Source organism: Bacillus sp. GW823-FHT06A10 (assembly GCF_058795375.1).
The window spans coordinates 579207-599356 of the sequence record NZ_JBXAHT010000003.1 but is presented as its reverse complement, the minus strand read 5'-3'; the positions used below and the strand labels follow the sequence as shown (position 1 = coordinate 599356).

Below are 20150 nucleotides of genomic sequence, written 5' to 3'. Positions count from 1 at the left end.
TTTTCCTAGTTAATTAACTATAATTTATAGGACTGTCTTTAACAGATATTCCTCAGGGAGGTGTCATATAATGAAAAGAACTTACCAACCAAATAAACGTAAGCGCAGCAAAGTACATGGTTTCCGCAGCCGTATGAGCACAGCGAACGGACGTAAAGTGCTAGCAGCTCGTCGTCGTAAAGGAAGAAAAGTATTATCTGCGTAGACCACTGATCGTTCAGTGGTCTTTTTTTCTAATAATAGTGAATTTCCGCTGATGAAATACAGGAGTGTCAATTGATATGAAGAAAAAACATCGTATAAAGAAGAATGATGAATTCCAGGCGGTTTTTCAAAAAGGAAAATCAAATGCGAATCGTCAGTTTGTTGTATACCAATTAGATAAAGAAGAACAGCCAAACTTTCGCATCGGCCTTTCTGTTAGCAAGAAAATAGGAAATGCAGTAGTTCGTAATCGAATTAAGCGCATGGTCCGTCAGGCTATTACAGAGTTAAAAGATGAGATAGATTCTGGAAAAGATTTTGTTATAATAGCAAGGAAGCCTTGTGCAGAGATGACATATGAAGAAGTAAAGAAAAGCTTAATTCATGTCTTTAAACGCTCTGGTATGAAAAGAATAAAAAAGTAGCGTAAGGAAATGAATTACACTATATACATACCGATACAAGGAGGAGTAGGCTTTGAAAAAGAAATTAGGTTTACTAGCCATGGTCGTTGCATTAATGGCGATTGCCACCGGTTGTAGTGAAACGGGTCAGCCGATTACATCGAAAAGTACTGGGATTTGGAATGAATATTTCGTATATCCACTTTCTCAGTTAATCACGTATTTTGCCGACTTATTTAACAGTAATTACGGTTTAGCAATTGTTATTACAACTCTTATCATTCGTTTTGCATTATTACCATTAATGATTAAACAAACGAAGAGTACAAAGGCAATGCAAGCGTTACAACCAGAAATGGTGAAGTTAAAAGAGAAATATAGTTCTAAAGATCAAGCAACGCAGCAAAAACTACAACAAGAAATGATGCAGTTATATCAAAAGAATGGTGTAAATCCATTGGCAGGATGTTTACCGATATTTGTTCAGATGCCTATTTTATTCGCGTTTTATCATGCGATTATGAGAACAACAGCAATTAGTGAACATACATTTTTATGGTTTGATTTAGGACAGGCAGATCCGTTCTATATCTTACCAGTTGTTGCGGCAATTACGACATTTATTCAGCAAAAGCTTGCAATGGCAGGAACAGCTGGTCAAAATCCGCAAATGGCAATGATGCTTTGGCTTATGCCGATTATGATTTTAATCTTTGCAATTAACTTCCCAGCTGCATTATCACTTTACTGGGTTGTTGGTAATATCTTTGGTATTGCTCAAATGTACTTTATCAAAGGGCCAGAGATTAAGGCTAACAAAGCTGGAGGCTCAAGCAAGTGAGTATAATTACTGCTAAAGGACAAACAGTCGAGCTGGCAGTAGAGGATGCTTTAAGGCAATTAAACACATCAAAAGATCGAGTAGATATAAATATTGTCGATGAGGGTAAAAGAGGGTTCTTAGGTTTATTTGGGAATCGTCCTGCAGTAGTAGAAGTTGTATTGAAGAAAGATCCAATTCAGGAATGTGAAGAATATTTAAGAAATGTTATTCACAATATGGGTGTGGAAGTTGAAATTAGTAAAATTGTAAAAGGACGCGAGATTGAATTTACAATTTCTGGTGATGATGTAGGAGTTTTAATTGGAAAAAGAGGTAATACATTGAACTCTTTACAGTATTTAACAAAACTTATCGCAAATCGTAACACGAAGCAGTATATCGGTATTACACTAGATGCTGAAAATTATCGTAGTAAAAGAAAAAGTACGTTAGAATCACTTTCTTATCGATTAGCGAAACAAGTATCTAATACGAAAAAAAGAGTTATTTTAGAACCGATGCCATCTTTTGAACGAAAAATTATTCATCAGGCATTATCAAATCATCAAGGTATCAAAACAACTTCTGAAGGAAATGAACCACATCGGCATGTTGTAATATCTCCTAAATGACCGGTTGCTCAAATGAGTGCCGGTTTTTTTGAGCGAAAAATAGATGTGGATAACTAAAAAACACTAAACTTATCCACTGTGAATAAGTTTAGTGTTTTTTACATGGGGATATAATAAAATGAGTTATTCTTCTTTTGTAGATAGGTTCGTTATGGTATCCTAATAATTTAGTGAAAGAAATAATCATGTTGAAATAGAGATAAATAAGCAAGTGAGGTGAAAGGACATGGAATTTGATACAATTGCTGCGATTTCCACAGCGCTTGGAGAGGGTGCAATTGCCATTGTTCGAGTAAGTGGGGATGATGCGGTTGAGAAAGTTGACCGTATTTTTAAAGGGAAGGATTTAACAGAGGTTTCTTCTCATACTATTCATTATGGTCATATTGTTGATTTAGATACAAATCAAGTTATTGAAGAAGTTATGGTGTCTATTATGCGCGCACCGAGGACTTTTACACGTGAAAATATAGTGGAAATTAACTGTCATGGCGGACTTGTTTCAGTAAATAAAGTATTGCAACTTATTCTAGCGCAAGGAGTACGATTGGCAGAACCGGGCGAATTTACAAAACGTGCTTTTTTAAATGGACGTATCGATTTATCACAAGCAGAAGCTGTTATGGATTTAATTCGAGCAAAAACAGATCGTGCGATGAATGTAGCAATTAATCAAATGGAAGGGCGATTATCTAAATTAATTGGTCGCTTACGTCAAGAAATATTAGAAACATTAGCTCATGTTGAGGTAAATATAGATTATCCAGAATACGATGATGTAGAAGAGATGACACATAATATTTTAATTGAGAAAGCAACGCATGTTCGTTCGGAAATCGAAAAAATATTAGAAACATCAAAACAAGGGAAAATCTTACGTGAAGGTATTGCTACAGCAATTATCGGTAGGCCTAATGTTGGAAAATCATCGTTATTAAATAGCCTTGTTCAGGAGAAAAAAGCAATTGTAACTGATATTGCAGGAACAACTCGTGATGTTATTGAAGAGTACGTTAATGTGCGTGGCGTACCTCTTAAACTTATAGATACAGCCGGTATTCGTGAGACAGAAGATGTTGTTGAACGAATTGGTGTGGAGCGTTCAAAAGAAATGATGAGCCAAGCAGATTTAGTATTAGTTGTTGTCAACTATAGCGAGGCTTTAACAAATGAGGATGAAGATCTATTCCATGCGGTACAAGGAAAAGACTTTATTGTTATTGTGAATAAGACTGATTTACCGCAAGCGATTGATATGGAACGTGTTACAGAGTTAGCCGAGGGAAATCGTGTTATTACAACATCCTTAATTGAGGAACAAGGAATAGATGAACTCGAAAAGGCAATAGCTGATTTATTCTTTGAAGGAACAATCGATTCTACAGATATGACATATGTTTCTAATGCGAGACATATTGGATTATTAACACAAGCGGGACAAACAATCGGTGATGCAATTGAGGCAATAGAAAATGGTGTACCAATTGATATGGTGCAAATTGATTTAACAAGAACGTGGGAAATACTTGGTGAAATTACTGGTGACACAGTCCATGAAAGCCTAATTGACCAGTTGTTCTCTCAATTTTGTTTAGGAAAATAATATAGTGATGTTTTAGAAAGATAGAGATTATTAGGAGGAATAAACAATGGGATACAATGCCGGTTCATACGATGTCATAGTAATCGGTGCAGGTCATGCAGGATGTGAAGCTGGTCTTGCGGCAGCACGAATGGGCTCAAAAACATTAATGTTAACAATTAACTTAGATATGGTAGCATTCATGCCATGTAACCCTTCTGTTGGTGGACCAGCAAAAGGGATTGTTGTTCGTGAAATTGATGCATTAGGCGGAGAAATGGGACGTAATATTGATAAAACTCATATTCAAATGCGTATGCTAAATACAGGTAAGGGTCCAGCTGTACGTGCACTTCGAGCGCAAGCTGATAAATTCTCTTACCAACATGAATTGAAGAAAACAATTGAAGAAACACCAAACTTAACGTTGTTCCAAGGAATGGTAGAGCGTTTAATCGTTGAAGAAGGTATATGTAAAGGGGTAGTTACACAAGCTGGTGCAGAATATACAGCGAAAACCGTTGTAATTACGACTGGAACATTTTTACGTGGCGAGATTATCATGGGCGATTTAAAATATTCAAGCGGTCCAAATAATCAACAACCGTCTATTACATTATCTGAGCATTTAGAGGAGCTTGGATTTGATCTTGTTAGATTTAAAACAGGGACACCTCCGCGTGTAAACAGTAATACAATTGACTACAGTAAAACGGAAATTCAACCAGGTGATGATAAGCCGCGTTCGTTCTCTTTTGAAACAACGAAATTTATTATGGATCAAATTCCATGTTGGTTGACATATACAAGTACAGAAACACACCGTTTAATAGATGAAAATTTACATCGTTCAGCTATGTATTCTGGTATGATTAAAGGAACAGGCCCTAGGTACTGTCCTTCTATTGAAGACAAAGTAGTAAGATTTAATGACAAACCACGTCATCAAATTTTCTTAGAGCCAGAAGGGCGTAATACACAAGAAGTATATGTACAAGGTTTATCCACAAGCCTACCAGAAGATGTACAACGTGACATGCTTAGAACAATTCCAGGCCTAGAAAATGTTGAAATGATGCGCACAGGTTATGCGATTGAATATGATGCAATTGTGCCAACACAATTATGGCCAACACTTGAAACGAAAAAGATTAAAAATTTATATACAGCAGGACAAATTAATGGAACTTCTGGTTACGAAGAGGCGGCAGGACAAGGGCTTATGGCTGGGATTAATGCAGCATGCCGTTCTTTAGGTAAAAAAGAAGTTGTTTTAGGCCGCGAGGATGCTTATATTGGTGTCTTAATTGATGATCTTGTAACGAAAGGTACAAATGAACCATATCGTTTATTAACGTCTCGTGCAGAATACCGTCTATTATTACGCCACGATAATGCTGATCTTCGTTTAACTGAAGTTGGTCGTGAAATTGGATTAATTAAAGAAGAGCGATATGAGCGATTTACAAATAAAAAATTACAAATTGAACAGGAAAAGGAACGTTTAAGCAGCATTATTATTAAACCACGTCCTGAAGTTCAAGAATTAATTCGCAATATTGGCGGAAGTGAATTGAAAGATGGAATACGTGCAAGTGACTTATTACGTCGTCCAGAGATGACATATGAGCATATTCATCTTTTAGTACCAAGTGAAGTAGAATTAAGTGATGAAGTTACAGAACAAGTTGAAATTCAGATTAAGTACGAAGGATATATTGAAAAATCTTTACAGCAAGTAGAGCGTATGAAGAAAATGGAGAGTAAAAAAATCCCTGTAGATATTGATTATGACGCGATTTCTAGCCTTGCTTCAGAAGCTAGACAGAAATTGAAAGATGTTCGTCCACTTTCAATGGGGCAGGCTTCACGTATTTCTGGCGTAAATCCAGCGGATATTTCCATTTTACTTGTGTATATAGAACAAGGAAAAATTGCGCGCGTATCGAACCAATAACATAGTAAGGAGATATTGCTAGATGAACATAGAACAATTTCAATCTATGCTAGAAGAGAAGGGAATCACCCTCTCTTCTAGACAATTAGAGCAGTTCAAAATCTACTTTGAAACATTAGTAGAGTGGAATGAAAAAATGAACTTAACGGCTATTACAGAAAAAGAAGAAGTATACTTAAAACACTTTTTTGATTCCATTACAGCTGCTTTTTATTATGATTTTTCAAAACCATTCTCAATTTGTGATGTTGGTGCAGGGGCTGGATTCCCAAGTATTCCTTTAAAAATCTGTTTCCCGCACTTAAAAGTAACAATTGTAGATTCATTGCAAAAACGTATTAATTTCTTAAATCACTTAGCACAAAAGTTAGAATTAAGTGATGTTGCATTTTGTCATGATCGTGCTGAAACATTTGGGAAAAAAGAAGGTGTACGTGAATCATACGATATTGTAATGGCACGTGCAGTTGCGCGTCTTTCTGTATTAAGTGAGCTATGCTTACCACTTGTAAAAGTTGGAGGAACATTCATTGCAATGAAAGGTGCAGCAGCAAACGAAGAAATCGAAAATGGCAAGTATGCTTTAGAGGTGCTAGGCGGAGAGTTAAAAGAGATGTCTACGTTCCAATTACCGTTTGAAGAGAGTGAACGTAATATTTTATTAATCGAGAAAAAGCGCAAGACACCAAAGAAATATCCACGCAAACCGGGAACACCCAATAAATTACCTATTGAAAAATAAATCTTATTAGACGTAAGATTAAATTATATAAATGAAAACGTAAATGTTTCATAGGAAACATTTTATTGAGAATAGTCAATAGGCCTAAAAGGTGGTGGAATATGTATGAAAAATACGTTTTCTCGTTTATTTGGCTTTGGAGATAAAGAGAGCGAATTCGAATTACAAGACGAAAGCCATGAAGAGATAGATAAAAAGGTATATGAGGAAATACAAGAAATTCCGATAGTAAATATTACCCCTAACCGTTATCAACCAAGAACAGTTTTTGATGATGCGCGTATTGATGAGCTAGCATTAACGATTCGTACACATGGACTTATTCAGCCGATTGTTGTAAGGCAATATGAGGACGATAAGTATGAGATTATTGCTGGAGAAAGACGTTTTCGCGCGGCAACAAAGTTAGGTTGGGAAAAGGTTCCTGCAATTATAAAGAACTTAAATGATACAGAGACAGCTTCTGTAGCTTTAATTGAAAACTTGCAACGTGAGGAACTAACGGCAATCGAGGAAGCTGTGGCGTATCAAAAGCTGATTGAGTTACATAATTTAACACAAGAAGCATTGGCACAACGACTTGGAAAAGGACAATCTACAATCGCAAATAAGTTGCGATTGTTAAAGTTGCCTGAAGAAATAAAAAGTGCATTATTAGAAAAAAGTATTACAGAACGTCATGCCCGCGCTCTCATTCCTTTAAAAAATGAGGAATTACAACTGAAGGTTTTACAGGAAATTGTGGAGAAACAACTGAATGTAAAGCAAACAGAAGAACGAATTGCGAAGTTACTAGAGGAAGCAAAACCGAAGCGTAAGGCAAAGCAAAAAGCAGTAAGTCGAGATACGAGGATTGCTATGAATACAATTAGACAATCTTTACAAATGGTTACTGAAAGTGGTTTAAATGTTAATTCTGAGGAAGAAGAATTTGATGAGTACTATCAAATTACAATTAAAATTCCAAAGAAAAAATAATAATGACGTGTTAGAGACCTTATCCTATTGGAGAGGTCTCTTTTACTATATTTTCTTGTTAAATGAAGAAGGAGTTTAGAAATAAATTTTGAAGTTTAATAAAGGACGTAAAAGAAAAAGTTTTATTTCATGTTACAATAAACGTAATTGTTACTAGAATAAGATAGAAAGGTTGAAAGTAGGTGACATCATGGGAAAAATCATTGCTATTGCTAATCAAAAAGGCGGTGTTGGAAAAACCACAACATCTGTTAATTTAGGGGCTGGATTGGCGCAAGTAGGTAAAAAAGTCCTTCTTGTAGATATTGATGCTCAAGGAAATGCAACGACTGGTGTGGGAATTGAAAAATCTGAATTAGATCAATGTATTTACAACGTTCTTGTGGAAGATGCAGATGTTCAAGGGGTTATACAGAAAACCGCAACTGAAAACTTAGATGTTCTACCCGCTACAATTCAATTGGCTGGTGCTGAAATTGAATTGGTACCGACTATTTCCCGGGAAGTACGTTTGCAAAGAGCATTACAGCCAGTTCGTGATGAATATGATTATATTATTATCGACTGTCCCCCGTCTTTAGGGTTATTAACGATTAATGCATTAACAGCAGCAGATTCTGTTATTATTCCTGTACAGTGTGAATATTATGCACTAGAAGGATTAAGTCAGCTATTAAATACAGTTCGACTTGTACAAAAACATTTAAATAAAAATTTAGCAATTCAAGGCGTATTGTTAACAATGTTGGATGCTCGTACAAATTTAGGGATCCAAGTTATAGATGAAGTGAAAAAGTATTTTAGGGATAAAGTATATCGCTCGATTATTCCGCGTAATGTACGCTTGAGCGAGGCTCCAAGTCATGGGAAACCTATTATGCAGTATGACGCTAAATCAAGAGGAGCAGAAGTATATATAGATTTAGCAGAGGAAGTGATTGCAGGTGGCTAAAGGATTAGGAAGAGGAATTAATGTGTTTTTTCCTGATTTAGATGTGAAAGAAGAGGAAACAATTCAGGAGATTATTGTAACTGAATTAAGGCCAAATCCATATCAACCGCGTAAACACTTTAATAAAGAGGCTATTCAGGAATTAGCAATTTCGATTAAGGAACACGGTATTCTACAACCATTAATTGCTAGAAAGAGTATTAAAGGATATGAAATCGTTGCAGGTGAAAGACGATTTCGTGCTGCAAAAGAGGCTGGTTTAGAAAAGGTACCTGCGGTTGTAAGACAATTAACTGAACAGCAAATGATGGAATTTGCTTTGTTAGAAAACTTACAACGAGAAGATTTAAATCCTATGGAAGAGGCAATGGCATACCAGATGTTAATGAATGAGCTAAATGTAACGCAAGAACAATTAGCGAAACGTCTTGGCAAAAGCAGACCTTACATTGCAAATTATACTCGGTTATTAAGCCTCCCTTCGTTCGTCCAAGATATGATTGCAAATGGTCAACTTTCAATGGCTCATGGGAGAACTTTACTTACGATAAAAGACGAAGAACAATTGAAGTCCTTATTGAAACGCATTGAAAAAGAAGGATTAAATGTTCGTCAATTAGAGAAAATCGTCCAAGAGATTAATAAACACGTTTCACGTGAAACAAAAAAAGTGAAAAAAGAGCGAAATATATTTTTCGTAGAACGTGAAACGTTCTTAAGAGAAAAGTTTGGCACAGATGTGAAAATTAAAGAGACGAAAAAAGAAAAAGGTAAAATCGAAATTGAATTTTTTAATAAAGAAGATTTAAATCGTATTTTAGAACTATTAGCACAGAAAAATTAAAAAGCAAACCATCTTATTATTTATAGATGGTTTGCTTTTTTTAATGCGGATAATTTTTGATCCGTCTCTTTTATACTTTGTGCGATTACATCAGCCATTTTCATGACTAAACTTAATCTTGTATTTTGAAGAACGAAAAACTCCATAAACCCATTTAGATTGACGATACCGTGTATATGCAGATCACCAACTGCAGGTAATTTCTTATTCATAGCAGCACCCGGTTTACTAGGTCCCTTTCCAGTAGTGATTGACCCAATATTTTGGGACTTTCCTAAACATGCATCAACAGCAATTATAAATGCAGTAGGATGTTTTTTCTGTATATTCTGAATTTTTTCTTCTAAATTTAGTGCATGTACTGGCTCATCTAGTGTACCGAATATTTGGAGGTTTTTTATGTCTATTTGTTCAAGTTTTGTACCAACTAACGGGCCGAGTGCGTCACCTGTAGAACGATCTGTTCCGATACAAACGAGAATGAGTGGTATATTAGTTTTAATAGGAATATGGGTAAGTAAGAAATTACTGATTATCTCAGAGGCTTCTAGATCTTGGTGCATAACGTTTTGAGTTTCTTTCTCAAAAAATGGTAAGCGAAAACTTCCAATGTTCATGAAGCACCCATCCTTTTAATAAATTTTCAATATATGTTATATGGTGAGAAAAATGGAAAGCTATAAGTGCGTAATTTTTGCAAAATGTGAATGAAAACGGAAATAATAGTACTAGTATATATATATTCGTTCCATTTTATACCTGAATGGCGGGGATAAAATAGGATTAAAATCATAAAATTTTTTCAGCAATTAGAGGACTTCTGATACAATAATAAGGATAACTAAAAAGAAATTTTAGCTAGAGAGGTAGAGGTACATGGATTTATTAACGAAGTGGTTTAATTCTACGAAACAGTATTTATTAGATGCTGATCGTTGGGCTCATATTGGAGTTGCGACATTAAAAATATGTATTATTTTAATAATTGGTGCAGTTGTTGTGCGAATTGCAAGAGCGGTTGTACGAAATGCGTTTCGTATGGGGAGTCGTTCTCCAATTCAAATTTCAGAACGTCGTACAGTTACAGTGGCGAAATTACTTGAAAATATTGTAGCGTATGTTGTTATGTTCATTATGCTAATTGCGATTTTAGGTGTGTTTGATATTAATGCATCAGGTTTATTAGCGGGTGCCGGGGTAATTGGTTTAGCAGTCGGATTTGGTGCTCAAAGTTTAGTGAAAGACGTTATTACAGGTTTATTTATTTTGCTAGAAGATCAGTTTTCAGTTGGCGATTATGTTAAAATCGGTCAATTTGAAGGAGTCGTTTTAGAAATTGGACTTCGTACAACGAAAGTAAAGAGTTGGACAGGTGAAATTCATACTTTACCAAATGGAAGTATTATTCAAGTTACTAACTACTCAGTTAGTAATAGTGTAGCGTTTGTTGATGTATCTATTTCATATGAGGCTGATATTGCGAAAGCAGAACAGGTTATTGAAGATTTATTAGTAGAGTTACCTTCAAAGTATGAAAAAATGGTAACAACACCTCAATTATTAGGTGTGCAAACGTTAGCTGCATCAGAAGTTATATTACGCGTTATCGCTGAAGTAGAGCCGATGCAACATGCAGTTATTGCAAGGGCACTTCGTAAAGAGATTAAAAATCGTCTTGATTTACATGGAATTGAAATTCCATATCCACGTATGGTTTTATACAATCGTGAAGAATTGGTTAGTGGAAAAGCAATTTAGTATGGAGAGGAGTTTGAAGAGTGGAGCAAAAGGAATATAACTTGTACGATGTTGTGGAAATGAAGAAAGCACATCCATGTGGCGAGAATCGTTGGAAAATTATTCGTATGGGAATGGATATCCGCATTAAGTGCGAGGGATGTGACCATTCAGTAATGATTACTCGAAGAGAGTTTGATCGTAAGGTGAAAAAAATACTTGTGAAGCACGAAGAATAGAGGGAGAGTAACAGTTACAGTAGGTAACTGTTACTTTTTTTCGTTTGGCGGAAACTTGTCATTTTTTTCGTTACTATCTATAATGATGAAAGATTGAGACATAGGAGTGAAAAATATGGGATTAACGGCTGGGATTGTTGGATTACCTAACGTAGGTAAGTCCACTTTATTTAATGCAATTACACAAGCAGGAGCAGAATCTGCAAACTATCCATTCTGTACAATTGATCCAAACGTAGGGATTGTAGAAGTACCAGATGAGCGTTTAAATAAATTAACGGAATTAGTAGAACCGAAAAAGACTGTTCCGACTGTATTTGAGTTTACTGATATTGCAGGTATCGTAAAAGGTGCTAGTAAAGGTGAAGGTTTAGGAAATAAATTCTTATCTCACATTCGTCAAGTAGATGCAATTTGCCAAGTTGTTCGTTGTTTTGAAGACGAAAATATTACGCACGTTTCAGGGAAAGTAGATCCAATTGATGATATCGAAACAATCAACTTAGAGCTAATTTTAGCGGACTTAGAGTCTGTTGATAAGCGTATCGAGCGTGTTGCGAAATTAGCAAGACAAAAAGATAAAGAAGCTGTATATGAGCATGAAATTTTAGTTCGTTTAAAAGAGGCTTTTGAAGAGGGGAAACCGGCTCGTACTGTTGAATTTACAGAAGAGCAGATGAAGATTGTTAAAGGCCTTCATTTACTTACAACAAAAGAAATGTTATACGTAGCGAACGTAAGTGAAGACGATGTTATCGATCCTTCGGAAAATAAATACGTACAAATGGTAAAAGAATTTGCAGAAAATGAAAATTCTCAAGTAATCGTTGTATGTGCAAAAATCGAATCAGAAATCGCTGAATTAGACGAGGAAGAGAAAAAAGTATTCCTTGAAGAACTAGGTATTGAAGAGTCTGGTTTAGATCAATTAATTCGTGCAGCATATGACTTATTAGGACTTGCTACTTACTTTACAGCTGGCGTTCAAGAAGTACGTGCTTGGACATTTAAACAAGGTATGAAGGCACCACAATGTGCTGGTGTTATTCATACAGACTTTGAGCGTGGATTTATTCGTGCAGAAACAGTTTCTTACGATGACTTAATGACAAACGGTTCTATGACAGCTGCAAAAGAAGCTGGAAAAGTACGTTTAGAAGGAAAAGAGTATATCGTAAAAGACGGAGATGTTATGCACTTCCGTTTTAACGTTTAATCTAATATTTCCTAGGAAAAATAAAGATATGAGCTTGGCGAATATATTATATGTTTGCCAAGTTTTTTATGTATTGGTGAGTTGATTCATATAACTTACTATGATATAATCTAAACTCGTGAGTAATTACTATAAATTAATTGCTCCTTGCCCATTATGGGCCGTTTAGACCAAAAGGAGGTGAAAGTGTAATGAGAAAGTACGAAATTATGTACATCATTCGTCCTGGCGTTGAAGAAGAAGCTCAAAAAGCTTTAGTTGAACGTTTTGCAGGTGTTTTAACAAACAATGGTGCAGAAATCATTAACACGAAAGAGTGGGGTAAGCGTCGTTTAGCTTACGAAATCAACGACTTACGTGAAGGTTTCTACATGATCTTAAACGTGAACTCTAACGCAGAAGCGATTAACGAATTCGACCGTTTAGCTAAGATCAACGAAGACATCCTTCGTCATATCGTTGTTAAAGAAGAAGAAAAATAATTGATATATAAGGGAGAGTGGTTCGATTGATGAATCGTGTTATCCTCGTTGGTCGTTTAACTAAGGACCCTGACTTACGTTACACGCCCAATGGTGTTGCAGTAGCTACTTTTACGTTAGCTGTGAATCGCGCATTTGCGAATCAACAAGGTGAGCGTGAAGCTGACTTTATTAATTGTGTAATATGGCGTAAACAAGCAGAAAACGTAGCAAATTATTTGAAAAAAGGAAGCTTAGCAGGCGTAGATGGACGTCTTCAAACTCGTAATTACGATGGACAAGACGGTAAACGTGTATATGTAACAGAAGTTCTTGCGGAAAGCGTACAATTTTTAGAGCCGCGTAATGGCGGTGGGGAGCAACGTGGTTCATTCAATCAGCAACCATCAGGAGCTGGTTTCGGTAACCAAGGCTCTAACCCATTTGGTCAATCTAGTAATTCAGGTAACCAAGGTAATCAAGGGAACTCTGGATTTACGAAGAATGACGATCCATTTTCAAATGTAGGTCAACCGATCGACATTTCCGACGACGATTTACCGTTCTAATACAGTAAATTTGTTAGTTTTAACAAAGAATGGAGGGAAATAGACATGGCAGGACGCAAAGGTGGACGTGCGAAACGTCGTAAGGTGTGTTTCTTCACAGCTAACGGCATCACTCGCATTGACTATAAAGATGTTGATTTATTAAAACGTTTCGTTTCTGAGCGTGGTAAAATTTTACCTCGTCGTGTAACAGGGACAAGCGCAAAATACCAACGCAAACTTACAGTTGCAATTAAACGTGCTCGTCAAATGGCACTTTTACCATATGTTGGTGAATAATAGCGTATGAAATGCACAGTAGAGTCGGACTCTACTGTGCATTTTGCTATGCTTTTCTTTTTTGAAAGAGAGGTTAAAATGTGAAACAAACAAAGTTTATTACAGAAGGCGCAGCGTTATTAGCTATATATGCAATTTTATTGCTTATATCTATGTATGTTCCAATTTTAGGTACTGTTGTAACTTTTGCGTTGCCGTTACCATTTATACTATTAACGATAAGATATAAACTATCTAATGTGCTTGTGATTTTTGTAGTGGCACTTTTTGTTACTGTTATTGTGAGTCAACCTATGAATTTAGTGAAGACAATTATGTTTGGATTGATAGGGATTGTTTTAGGGTATACGTATAAAACAAGAAAAAAGCCAGTGGAAATCTTAATAGCAGGGACGCTTGCATACTTAATTGGTTTTGTACTTATTTATGTTGCGAGTATAAAGTTTTTCAACATAGATATAATGAAGCAGATGCAAAGTATGTTTAGTGAAAGTATGGTGCAAAGTGAAAAGATAGTAAGTGCTATAGGTATGCCGATTAGTAAGGAACAAAAAGAGTTACTTACACAAATGAATGATATATTACAATTGTTATTTCCAAGTATACTTGTTCTAGTTTCAGTATGTTTTTCTTGGATTACAGTGATAATATCAGGTAGTGTTTTGAAAAAGTTAAAACACGACATTATACCTTGGCCTAAATTTAAAGATCTACAATTACCAAAGAGTATTGTTTGGTATTACGTTATATTTATTTTGTTAGCAACTTTTATAAAAGTAGATCCAACATCATATTTACATATGGTATTTTCTAACCTATATGTCATATTTGCACTATTGCTTGTACTGCAAGGGCTGACATTCATTTCCTTTTTAGCGTATAGAAAAGGTTTTACAAAAGGGGTTCCTATTATTAGTTTTATTGTATGCATGTTTATTCCGATGCTGTTTCCTCTTGTGACAATCTTAGGTATAATTGACTTAGGGATTTCGTTGCGTTCTAAAATAGGGGAATAAAATAATATTCCTTATACTATTTTAATCTGTTTAACTAACTGGAAGGTGAGTTAGTTTTACTTTATAGGAGTTGTATACATGCCTGAATTTGATAAGAAACAGTGGTTTTTATATCCTGTTTATGTATTGGCATTTTTTGTGTTTGTGCTCATTTCAATTCTCTGTTATTTTCATTTAATTATGGGGATAGCTGCTTTTATCATTTTTTGTATCGTGTTCTTTATCGTTATACGATTTGAACTTAATTTTCAAAGGAATTTCGAAAAGCATACGACAGATATGATTACGAGGGTAAAGAAAGTCAGTAATGAAGCATTTAACCAAATGCCGATTGGTATTTTGTTATACAATAAGGATTACGGGATTGATTGGGCAAATCCTTATTTATCTTCATGCCTGGGACAGCATGCGTTAGCTGGATGGCACCTTTACGATGTATCAGAAACATTACTTCTTTTCATTAAAGGAGAAACTTCTGATGATATAGTCTCTTTAAATAATCGAAAGTTTCGTGTTTTTGTAAGGAAAGAAGAAAAGTTAATTTATTTCTTTGATGTAACGGAACAAACGGAAATCGAAAAGATGTATGAGGATCAACGCACTGTTTTAGCTGTAATTTATTTGGATAATTATGATGAAGTTACACAAGGATTAGATGATCAATTACGTACGAATATAACAAGTCTTGTGACATCGCGACTAAATGAATGGGCACTTAAGTATGGTGCGTATTTAAAACGTGCATCTTCAGAAAGATTCTTCGTTGTGCTAAATGAAAGTATTCTGACGCAGATGGAGAAAGGGAAATTTAGTATTTTAGATCAGGTGCGTGAAGAAACATCTAAAAGGAATATACCACTTACATTAAGTGTAGGTGTCGGATCAGGTGATTTACCTTTGTCAGAGCTTGGGGCAATGGCTCAATCTGGTTTAGACCTTGCGCTTGGGCGCGGGGGAGACCAAGTAGCTATTAAACAAGCGACAGGTAAAGTTAAGTTCTATGGAGGTAAGACAAATCCGGTTGAAAAGCGTACCCGTGTACGTGCTAGGGTCATTTCGCATGCGTTAAAGGATTTAGTATTAGAAAGTAGTAATGTCATTGTCATGGGACATAGGGCTCCTGATATGGACGCAATTGGTGCTGCGATTGGTATTTTAAAAGTGGCTCAATTAAACGAGCGTAAAGGATATATTGTATTAGATGAAAATGATTCTGATAAGGGAATTAAACGCTTGATGGACAAAGTGAAACAAAATGAGGAGTTATGGTCTCATTTTATTACTCCAGAGCAAGCGATGGAATTTGCAAATGATGAGTCGTTACTTGTTGTTGTTGATACGCATAAACCTTCTATGGTGATGGAGCAAAAACTGTTACATAAAATTGAAAATGTAGTAGTTATTGATCATCATCGTCGTGGGGAAGATTTTATTGAAGACCCATTGCTAGTTTATATGGAACCATATGCTTCTTCAACGGCAGAATTGGTTACAGAATTACTTGAGTATCAACCTAAAAATTTAAAGATGACAATGCTAGAAGCGACGGCATTGTTAGCAGGTATTATTGTCGACACGAAAAGTTTCACATTCCGGACAGGGGCTCGTACATTTGATGCTGCTTCTTATTTACGCTCACATGGTGCAGATACTGTGCTTGTACAAGAACTTTTAAAGGAAGATATGGATCAGTATTTACGGGTTGCAAAAGCTATAAAAAATGCGTACATTTATAAAAATGGAATTGCGATTGCTAAAGTTGATAGTGATGATTACTACGATCAAGTGCTTATTGCGCAATCGGCAGACACGTTATTAACGATGACAGGGATTATTGCATCATTTGTTGTTGCGAAACGTGGTGAGAATCTCATTGGAATTAGCAGCAGGTCTTTAGGTGAAGTGAATGTGCAGCTAATTATGGAAAACTTAGGCGGTGGCGGGCATTTGACTAATGCAGCCACACAAATGAAAAATGTTACAGTAGATGAAGCTGAGGAGAAGCTTCGATTTGTTATTGATGACTATTTACAGGGAGGCACACAATCATGAAAGTAATTTTTCTAAAAGACGTAAAAGGTAAAGGTAAAAAAGGAGAAATAAAAAACGTACCGGATGGCTATGCAAATAACTTCTTACTAAAACAAGGATTAGCTGCTGAAGCAACAAATAGCAGTATGAAAACTTTAGAAGCTCAAAAGCGTAAAGAAGAAAAAGATGCAGCAGCAGAGCTTGAAAATGCAAAAGAGTTAAAAGAGACTTTAGAGAAATTAACTGTAGAATTAAAGGCGAAATCTGGAGAAGGTGGCCGTTTATTCGGTTCTATTACGAGCAAACAAATCGTAGATGCGATGCAAAAATCACATAAAATTAAACTTGATAAACGTAAATTTGAAATGGATGATGCAATTCGTGCATTAGGCTACACAAATGTAACAGTGAAATTGCATCCGCAAGTAACAGCGACAGTAAAAGTTCATGTTAGTGAACAATAAAAATAAATTAAGCAAGGAGGATTGCGTATGAGTGATGTACTTGCTGATCGTACCCCTCCGCATAATATAGAGGCCGAGCAGGCGGTTTTAGGTGCCATATTAATTGATCAAGATGCGTTAACGTCAGCATCGGAGTTATTGGTACCTGATTCATTCTATCGAACGAAACATCAAAAGATTTTTGAGGTCATGCTTGGATTATCTGATAAAGGAGAACCGATCGACTTAGTAATAATGACATCAGCGATGGCTGATCAAGGATTACTAGAAGAAGTTGGTGGAGTGTCTTATCTAGCAGAGTTAGCAGAAGTTGTTCCAACAGCTGCTAACGTTGAATATTATGCACGTATCATTGCTGAAAAGGCACTTTTACGCCGTTTAATTCGAACAGCGACTCATATAGTGTCGGATGGATACGAGAGAGAAGATGACGTGGACGGCCTTTTAAATGAGGCCGAGAAAAAAATATTAGAAGTATCCCATCAAACGAATGCAAAAGCATTTCAAAATATTAAAGATGTTCTTGTGGATGCTTATGATAAAATTGAACTTTTGCATAATCAAAAAGGTGAAGTTACTGGGATACCAACTGGATTTACTGAATTAGATAAGATGACGGCAGGTTTCCAGCGAAATGATTTAATCATCGTAGCAGCACGTCCGTCAGTAGGGAAAACTGCATTTTCATTAAACATCGCACAAAACGTAGCGACGAAAACGGATGAAAATGTAGCGATTTTTAGTTTGGAGATGGGCTCCGATCAGCTTGTTATGCGTATGCTTTGTGCAGAAGGAAATATCGATGCGCAAAGACTTCGTACCGGGTCACTAACTTCTGATGATTGGGCGAAATTAACAATGGCGATGGGGAGTCTTTCAAATGCCGGTATATATATTGATGATACACCGGGAATTAAGGTAAATGAGATTCGAGCAAAATGTCGTAGACTAAAGCAAGAACAAGGTCTTGGAATGGTTTTAATTGACTACTTACAGCTTATTCAAGGAAGTGGGAAATCAGGTGAGAACCGTCAGCAGGAAGTATCTGAGATTTCTCGTACTTTAAAAGGGATTGCACGTGAATTGCAAGTGCCTGTTATTGCCTTATCACAGTTATCTCGTGGTGTAGAATCTCGTCAGGATAAACGCCCGATGATGTCTGATATTCGTGAATCTGGAAGTATTGAGCAGGATGCTGATATTGTAGCTTTCCTATATCGTGAAGATTACTATGACCGTGAAACGGAAAATAAAAATACGATTGAAATTATCATTGCAAAGCAACGTAACGGTCCAGTAGGTTCAGTGGAACTTGCATTCGTCAAAGAGTTCAATAAGTTCGTTAACTTAGAACGACGCTTTGAGGATGGGGCATAAAGGCAGTATAAAAAAGAAACACATTTCTTATAATAAGATGTGTTTCTTTTTTTATGGGGTAAAGATAAGGCTTTCATAAGGTGAAAATATAATTCTTACGAACGAAAATGATTTTTAATAAAAAAATGTTCGCTTTTTGGTTGACTTCTTTTTCGGTTTTGGTACAATTATATTGTTTGAATAGATCGTTTGAAAATTGCGGAGGTGCTTTAATAATGTCTTCAGTAGTAGTTGTAGGAACACAATGGGGCGACGAAGGAAAAGGTAAAATCACTGATTTTCTTTCTGAGCATGCGGAAGTAGTTGCAAGATATCAAGGTGGAAATAACGCGGGACATACAATTGTTTTCGGCGGAGTTAAATATAAGTTACACTTAATTCCATCTGGTATTTTCTATAAAGAGAAAATTTGTGTAATCGGAAATGGCTTAGTAGTAGATCCGAAAGCATTACTTGAAGAGTTAAAATACTTACACGACCGTGGTGTAAGTACTGATAATTTACGTGTAAGTAACCGTGCACACGTTATTTTACCTTATCACTTAAAACAAGATGAGTTAGAAGAGGCTAGTAAAGGTGATAACAAAATCGGTACAACGAAAAAAGGTATCGGTCCTGCATATATGGATAAAGCTGCTCGTATTGGTATCCGTATGGCTGATCTTTTAGATCGTGAAGCATTTAAAGAGAAGCTTGAGCGCAATTTAGTAGAGAAAAATCGTTTGTTTGAAAAAATGTACGATACAGAAGGTTTCAGTGTAGAAGAAATCTTTGAGGAGTACTTCGAATATGGACAACAAATCGCACAATATGTATGCGACACATCTGTTGTATTAAATGATGCACTAGATAACAATCACCGTGTATTATTTGAAGGTGCACAAGGTGTTATGCTTGATATTGACCACGGTACGTACCCATTCGTTACATCTTCTAACCCGATTGCGGGTGGTGTAACAGTTGGAACTGGAGTTGGTCCTGCGAAAGTTACTCGCGTTGTAGGTGTATGTAAAGCATATACAAGCCGTGTTGGTGACGGTCCATTCCCTACTGAACTTAATGATGAAATTGGTCATCAAATTCGTGAAGTTGGTCGTGAGTACGGAACAACAACTGGTCGTCCGCGCCGCGTAGGTTGGTTCGATAGCGTTGTTGTAAGACATGCGCGTCGTGTTAGTGGTTTAACGGATCTATCATTAAATTCTATCGACGTTTTAACAGATATTCCAACTCTTAAAATTTGTGTTGCTTACAAATACAATGGCGAAGTTATCGATGAAGTTCCAGCAAACTTAAACATTTTAGCGAAATGTGAGCCTGTATATGAAGAGCTTCCAGGTTGGACAGAAGATATTACTGGTGTAAAATCATTAGACGAGCTTCCTGAAAATGCACGAAAATACGTAGAACGTGTTTCTGAGTTAACAGGGATTCAATTATCTATGTTCTCAGTTGGACCAGATCGTAACCAAACGAATATTGTTCGTAATGTATACGAAGCTTAATTGATATTTTAAGAAAAAACTCATGTCCGCATGAGTTTTTTTTTATCTTTTATAAAAAAATGAAAAAAAGTATTGCGAAGAATACAGAATACATGTTATGATACATCTTGTCGTCACGAAAATATGACGTTGGTGAGT

General features: G+C 36.0%; 22 protein-coding genes. 21 read left to right on the top strand and 1 reads right to left on the bottom strand.

Annotated elements, in window-relative coordinates:
* Positions 1-70: 70 nt before the first annotated feature.
* The 10 genes from rpmH to spo0J all read left to right on the top strand — a co-directional run bounded on the left by rpmH (position 71) and on the right by spo0J (position 9118).
* Entirely contained in the window at positions 71-205 is a 135-nt protein-coding gene (gene rpmH / locus AC1Q8M_RS23770; RefSeq protein ID WP_000831901.1) for a 50S ribosomal protein L34, read from the top strand.
* Positions 206-281: 76 nt separating this feature from the next.
* Positions 282-629, top strand: a complete 348-nt coding sequence (gene rnpA, locus AC1Q8M_RS23765; protein ID WP_000726621.1) for a ribonuclease P protein component — start codon at positions 282-284, stop codon at positions 627-629.
* A gap of 52 nt (positions 630-681) precedes the next feature.
* On the top strand, positions 682-1449 hold the full coding sequence (gene spoIIIJ / locus AC1Q8M_RS23760; protein WP_000727740.1) for a YidC family membrane integrase SpoIIIJ: 768 nt from the start codon (positions 682-684) through the stop codon (positions 1447-1449).
* Positions 1446-2063 carry an RNA-binding cell elongation regulator Jag/EloR gene (gene jag / locus AC1Q8M_RS23755; protein ID WP_098361508.1) on the top strand — a complete coding sequence of 206 codons (618 nt, stop codon included), beginning with the start codon at positions 1446-1448 and terminating at the stop codon, positions 2061-2063. Before spoIIIJ ends, jag begins: the two co-directional genes overlap by 4 nt.
* 226 nt (positions 2064-2289) lie before the next feature.
* Positions 2290-3666, top strand: coding sequence for a tRNA uridine-5-carboxymethylaminomethyl(34) synthesis GTPase MnmE (gene mnmE / locus AC1Q8M_RS23750; protein WP_000393762.1), 1377 nt, complete (start codon positions 2290-2292; stop codon positions 3664-3666).
* Positions 3667-3712: 46 nt separating this feature from the next.
* Positions 3713-5602 (top strand): tRNA uridine-5-carboxymethylaminomethyl(34) synthesis enzyme MnmG, encoded by a 1890-nt coding sequence (mnmG, locus tag AC1Q8M_RS23745; RefSeq protein ID WP_000541052.1) that lies wholly within the window; start codon positions 3713-3715, stop codon positions 5600-5602.
* A 22-nt stretch (positions 5603-5624) separates the two neighbouring features.
* On the top strand, positions 5625-6344 hold the full coding sequence (rsmG, locus tag AC1Q8M_RS23740; protein WP_001019628.1) for a 16S rRNA (guanine(527)-N(7))-methyltransferase RsmG: 720 nt from the start codon (positions 5625-5627) through the stop codon (positions 6342-6344).
* A 105-nt stretch (positions 6345-6449) separates the two neighbouring features.
* Positions 6450-7322 carry a nucleoid occlusion protein gene (gene noc, locus AC1Q8M_RS23735; RefSeq protein ID WP_000799016.1) on the top strand — a complete coding sequence of 291 codons (873 nt, stop codon included), beginning with the start codon at positions 6450-6452 and terminating at the stop codon, positions 7320-7322.
* A gap of 190 nt (positions 7323-7512) precedes the next feature.
* On the top strand, positions 7513-8274 hold the full coding sequence (soj, locus tag AC1Q8M_RS23730; protein WP_000516114.1) for a sporulation initiation inhibitor protein Soj: 762 nt from the start codon (positions 7513-7515) through the stop codon (positions 8272-8274).
* Complete coding sequence (gene spo0J / locus AC1Q8M_RS23725) at positions 8267-9118, top strand: stage 0 sporulation protein Spo0J (RefSeq protein WP_001051823.1); 852 nt, start codon at positions 8267-8269, stop codon at positions 9116-9118. The genes soj and spo0J overlap by 8 nt, the downstream gene beginning before the upstream one ends.
* Positions 9119-9138: 20 nt before the next feature.
* On the opposite strand, the gene yyaC is transcribed toward spo0J, so the two are convergent.
* Positions 9139-9735 (bottom strand): spore protease YyaC, encoded by a 597-nt coding sequence (gene yyaC, locus AC1Q8M_RS23720; protein ID WP_001020709.1) that lies wholly within the window; start codon positions 9733-9735, stop codon positions 9139-9141.
* Between the two features lie 259 nt (positions 9736-9994).
* Between yyaC and AC1Q8M_RS23715 the strand changes: the two genes are divergently transcribed.
* The 11 genes from AC1Q8M_RS23715 (at position 9995) to AC1Q8M_RS23665 (ending at position 20012) form a co-directional block, all read left to right on the top strand.
* Positions 9995-10876, top strand: coding sequence for a mechanosensitive ion channel family protein (locus AC1Q8M_RS23715; protein WP_000365111.1), 882 nt, complete (start codon positions 9995-9997; stop codon positions 10874-10876).
* Between the two features lie 20 nt (positions 10877-10896).
* Positions 10897-11094 carry a DUF951 domain-containing protein gene (locus AC1Q8M_RS23710; protein ID WP_000435486.1) on the top strand — a complete coding sequence of 66 codons (198 nt, stop codon included), beginning with the start codon at positions 10897-10899 and terminating at the stop codon, positions 11092-11094.
* A gap of 115 nt (positions 11095-11209) precedes the next feature.
* Positions 11210-12310: a redox-regulated ATPase YchF gene (gene ychF, locus AC1Q8M_RS23705; protein ID WP_000524670.1), complete on the top strand. Its 1101-nt coding sequence runs from the start codon at positions 11210-11212 to the stop codon at positions 12308-12310.
* Between the two features lie 191 nt (positions 12311-12501).
* Positions 12502-12792, top strand: coding sequence for a 30S ribosomal protein S6 (gene rpsF / locus AC1Q8M_RS23700; protein ID WP_001233781.1), 291 nt, complete (start codon positions 12502-12504; stop codon positions 12790-12792).
* 26 nt (positions 12793-12818) lie between these two features.
* Positions 12819-13340 carry a single-stranded DNA-binding protein gene (gene ssb, locus AC1Q8M_RS23695; protein ID WP_002094213.1) on the top strand — a complete coding sequence of 174 codons (522 nt, stop codon included), beginning with the start codon at positions 12819-12821 and terminating at the stop codon, positions 13338-13340.
* Between the two features lie 45 nt (positions 13341-13385).
* A complete protein-coding gene (gene rpsR / locus AC1Q8M_RS23690; RefSeq protein ID WP_000918873.1) occupies positions 13386-13619 on the top strand; it encodes a 30S ribosomal protein S18 in 234 nt (77 codons plus the stop codon).
* A gap of 80 nt (positions 13620-13699) precedes the next feature.
* Positions 13700-14635, top strand: a complete 936-nt coding sequence (locus tag AC1Q8M_RS23685) for a YybS family protein (RefSeq protein ID WP_000814846.1) — start codon at positions 13700-13702, stop codon at positions 14633-14635.
* A 78-nt stretch (positions 14636-14713) separates the two neighbouring features.
* The gene (locus AC1Q8M_RS23680) at positions 14714-16687 is read left to right on the top strand and encodes a DHH family phosphoesterase (RefSeq protein WP_001113780.1); all 1974 of its coding nucleotides are present in this window, start codon (positions 14714-14716) and stop codon (positions 16685-16687) included.
* Complete coding sequence (gene rplI, locus AC1Q8M_RS23675; protein WP_000864223.1) at positions 16684-17130, top strand: 50S ribosomal protein L9; 447 nt, start codon at positions 16684-16686, stop codon at positions 17128-17130. The genes AC1Q8M_RS23680 and rplI overlap by 4 nt, the downstream gene beginning before the upstream one ends.
* Before the next feature lie 27 nt (positions 17131-17157).
* Positions 17158-18507 (top strand): replicative DNA helicase, encoded by a 1350-nt coding sequence (gene dnaB / locus AC1Q8M_RS23670; protein ID WP_001286147.1) that lies wholly within the window; start codon positions 17158-17160, stop codon positions 18505-18507.
* 215 nt (positions 18508-18722) lie between these two features.
* The gene (locus AC1Q8M_RS23665; protein WP_000100230.1) at positions 18723-20012 is read left to right on the top strand and encodes an adenylosuccinate synthase; all 1290 of its coding nucleotides are present in this window, start codon (positions 18723-18725) and stop codon (positions 20010-20012) included.
* Positions 20013-20150 lie beyond the last annotated feature (138 nt).

Excerpts from the sequence above, each read along its gene's own strand:
- soj (WP_000516114.1), top strand. The coding sequence starts at position 7,513 with ATGGGAAAAATCATTGCTATTGCTAATCAAAAAGGCGGTGTTGGAAAA.
- yyaC (WP_001020709.1), bottom strand. The coding sequence starts at position 9,735 with ATGAACATTGGAAGTTTTCGCTTACCATTTTTTGAGAAAGAAACTCAA.
- rnpA (WP_000726621.1), top strand. The coding sequence starts at position 282 with ATGAAGAAAAAACATCGTATAAAGAAGAATGATGAATTCCAGGCGGTT.
- rpsF (WP_001233781.1), top strand. The coding sequence starts at position 12,502 with ATGAGAAAGTACGAAATTATGTACATCATTCGTCCTGGCGTTGAAGAA.
- rplI (WP_000864223.1), top strand. The coding sequence starts at position 16,684 with ATGAAAGTAATTTTTCTAAAAGACGTAAAAGGTAAAGGTAAAAAAGGA.
- rsmG (WP_001019628.1), top strand. The coding sequence starts at position 5,625 with ATGAACATAGAACAATTTCAATCTATGCTAGAAGAGAAGGGAATCACC.
- noc (WP_000799016.1), top strand. The coding sequence starts at position 6,450 with ATGAAAAATACGTTTTCTCGTTTATTTGGCTTTGGAGATAAAGAGAGC.
- mnmG (WP_000541052.1), top strand. The coding sequence starts at position 3,713 with ATGGGATACAATGCCGGTTCATACGATGTCATAGTAATCGGTGCAGGT.
- AC1Q8M_RS23665 (WP_000100230.1), top strand. The coding sequence starts at position 18,723 with ATGTCTTCAGTAGTAGTTGTAGGAACACAATGGGGCGACGAAGGAAAA.
- rpmH (WP_000831901.1), top strand. The coding sequence starts at position 71 with ATGAAAAGAACTTACCAACCAAATAAACGTAAGCGCAGCAAAGTACAT.
- dnaB (WP_001286147.1), top strand. The coding sequence starts at position 17,158 with ATGAGTGATGTACTTGCTGATCGTACCCCTCCGCATAATATAGAGGCC.
- AC1Q8M_RS23680 (WP_001113780.1), top strand. The coding sequence starts at position 14,714 with ATGCCTGAATTTGATAAGAAACAGTGGTTTTTATATCCTGTTTATGTA.
- mnmE (WP_000393762.1), top strand. The coding sequence starts at position 2,290 with ATGGAATTTGATACAATTGCTGCGATTTCCACAGCGCTTGGAGAGGGT.
- AC1Q8M_RS23715 (WP_000365111.1), top strand. The coding sequence starts at position 9,995 with ATGGATTTATTAACGAAGTGGTTTAATTCTACGAAACAGTATTTATTA.
- rpsR (WP_000918873.1), top strand. The coding sequence starts at position 13,386 with ATGGCAGGACGCAAAGGTGGACGTGCGAAACGTCGTAAGGTGTGTTTC.
- ychF (WP_000524670.1), top strand. The coding sequence starts at position 11,210 with ATGGGATTAACGGCTGGGATTGTTGGATTACCTAACGTAGGTAAGTCC.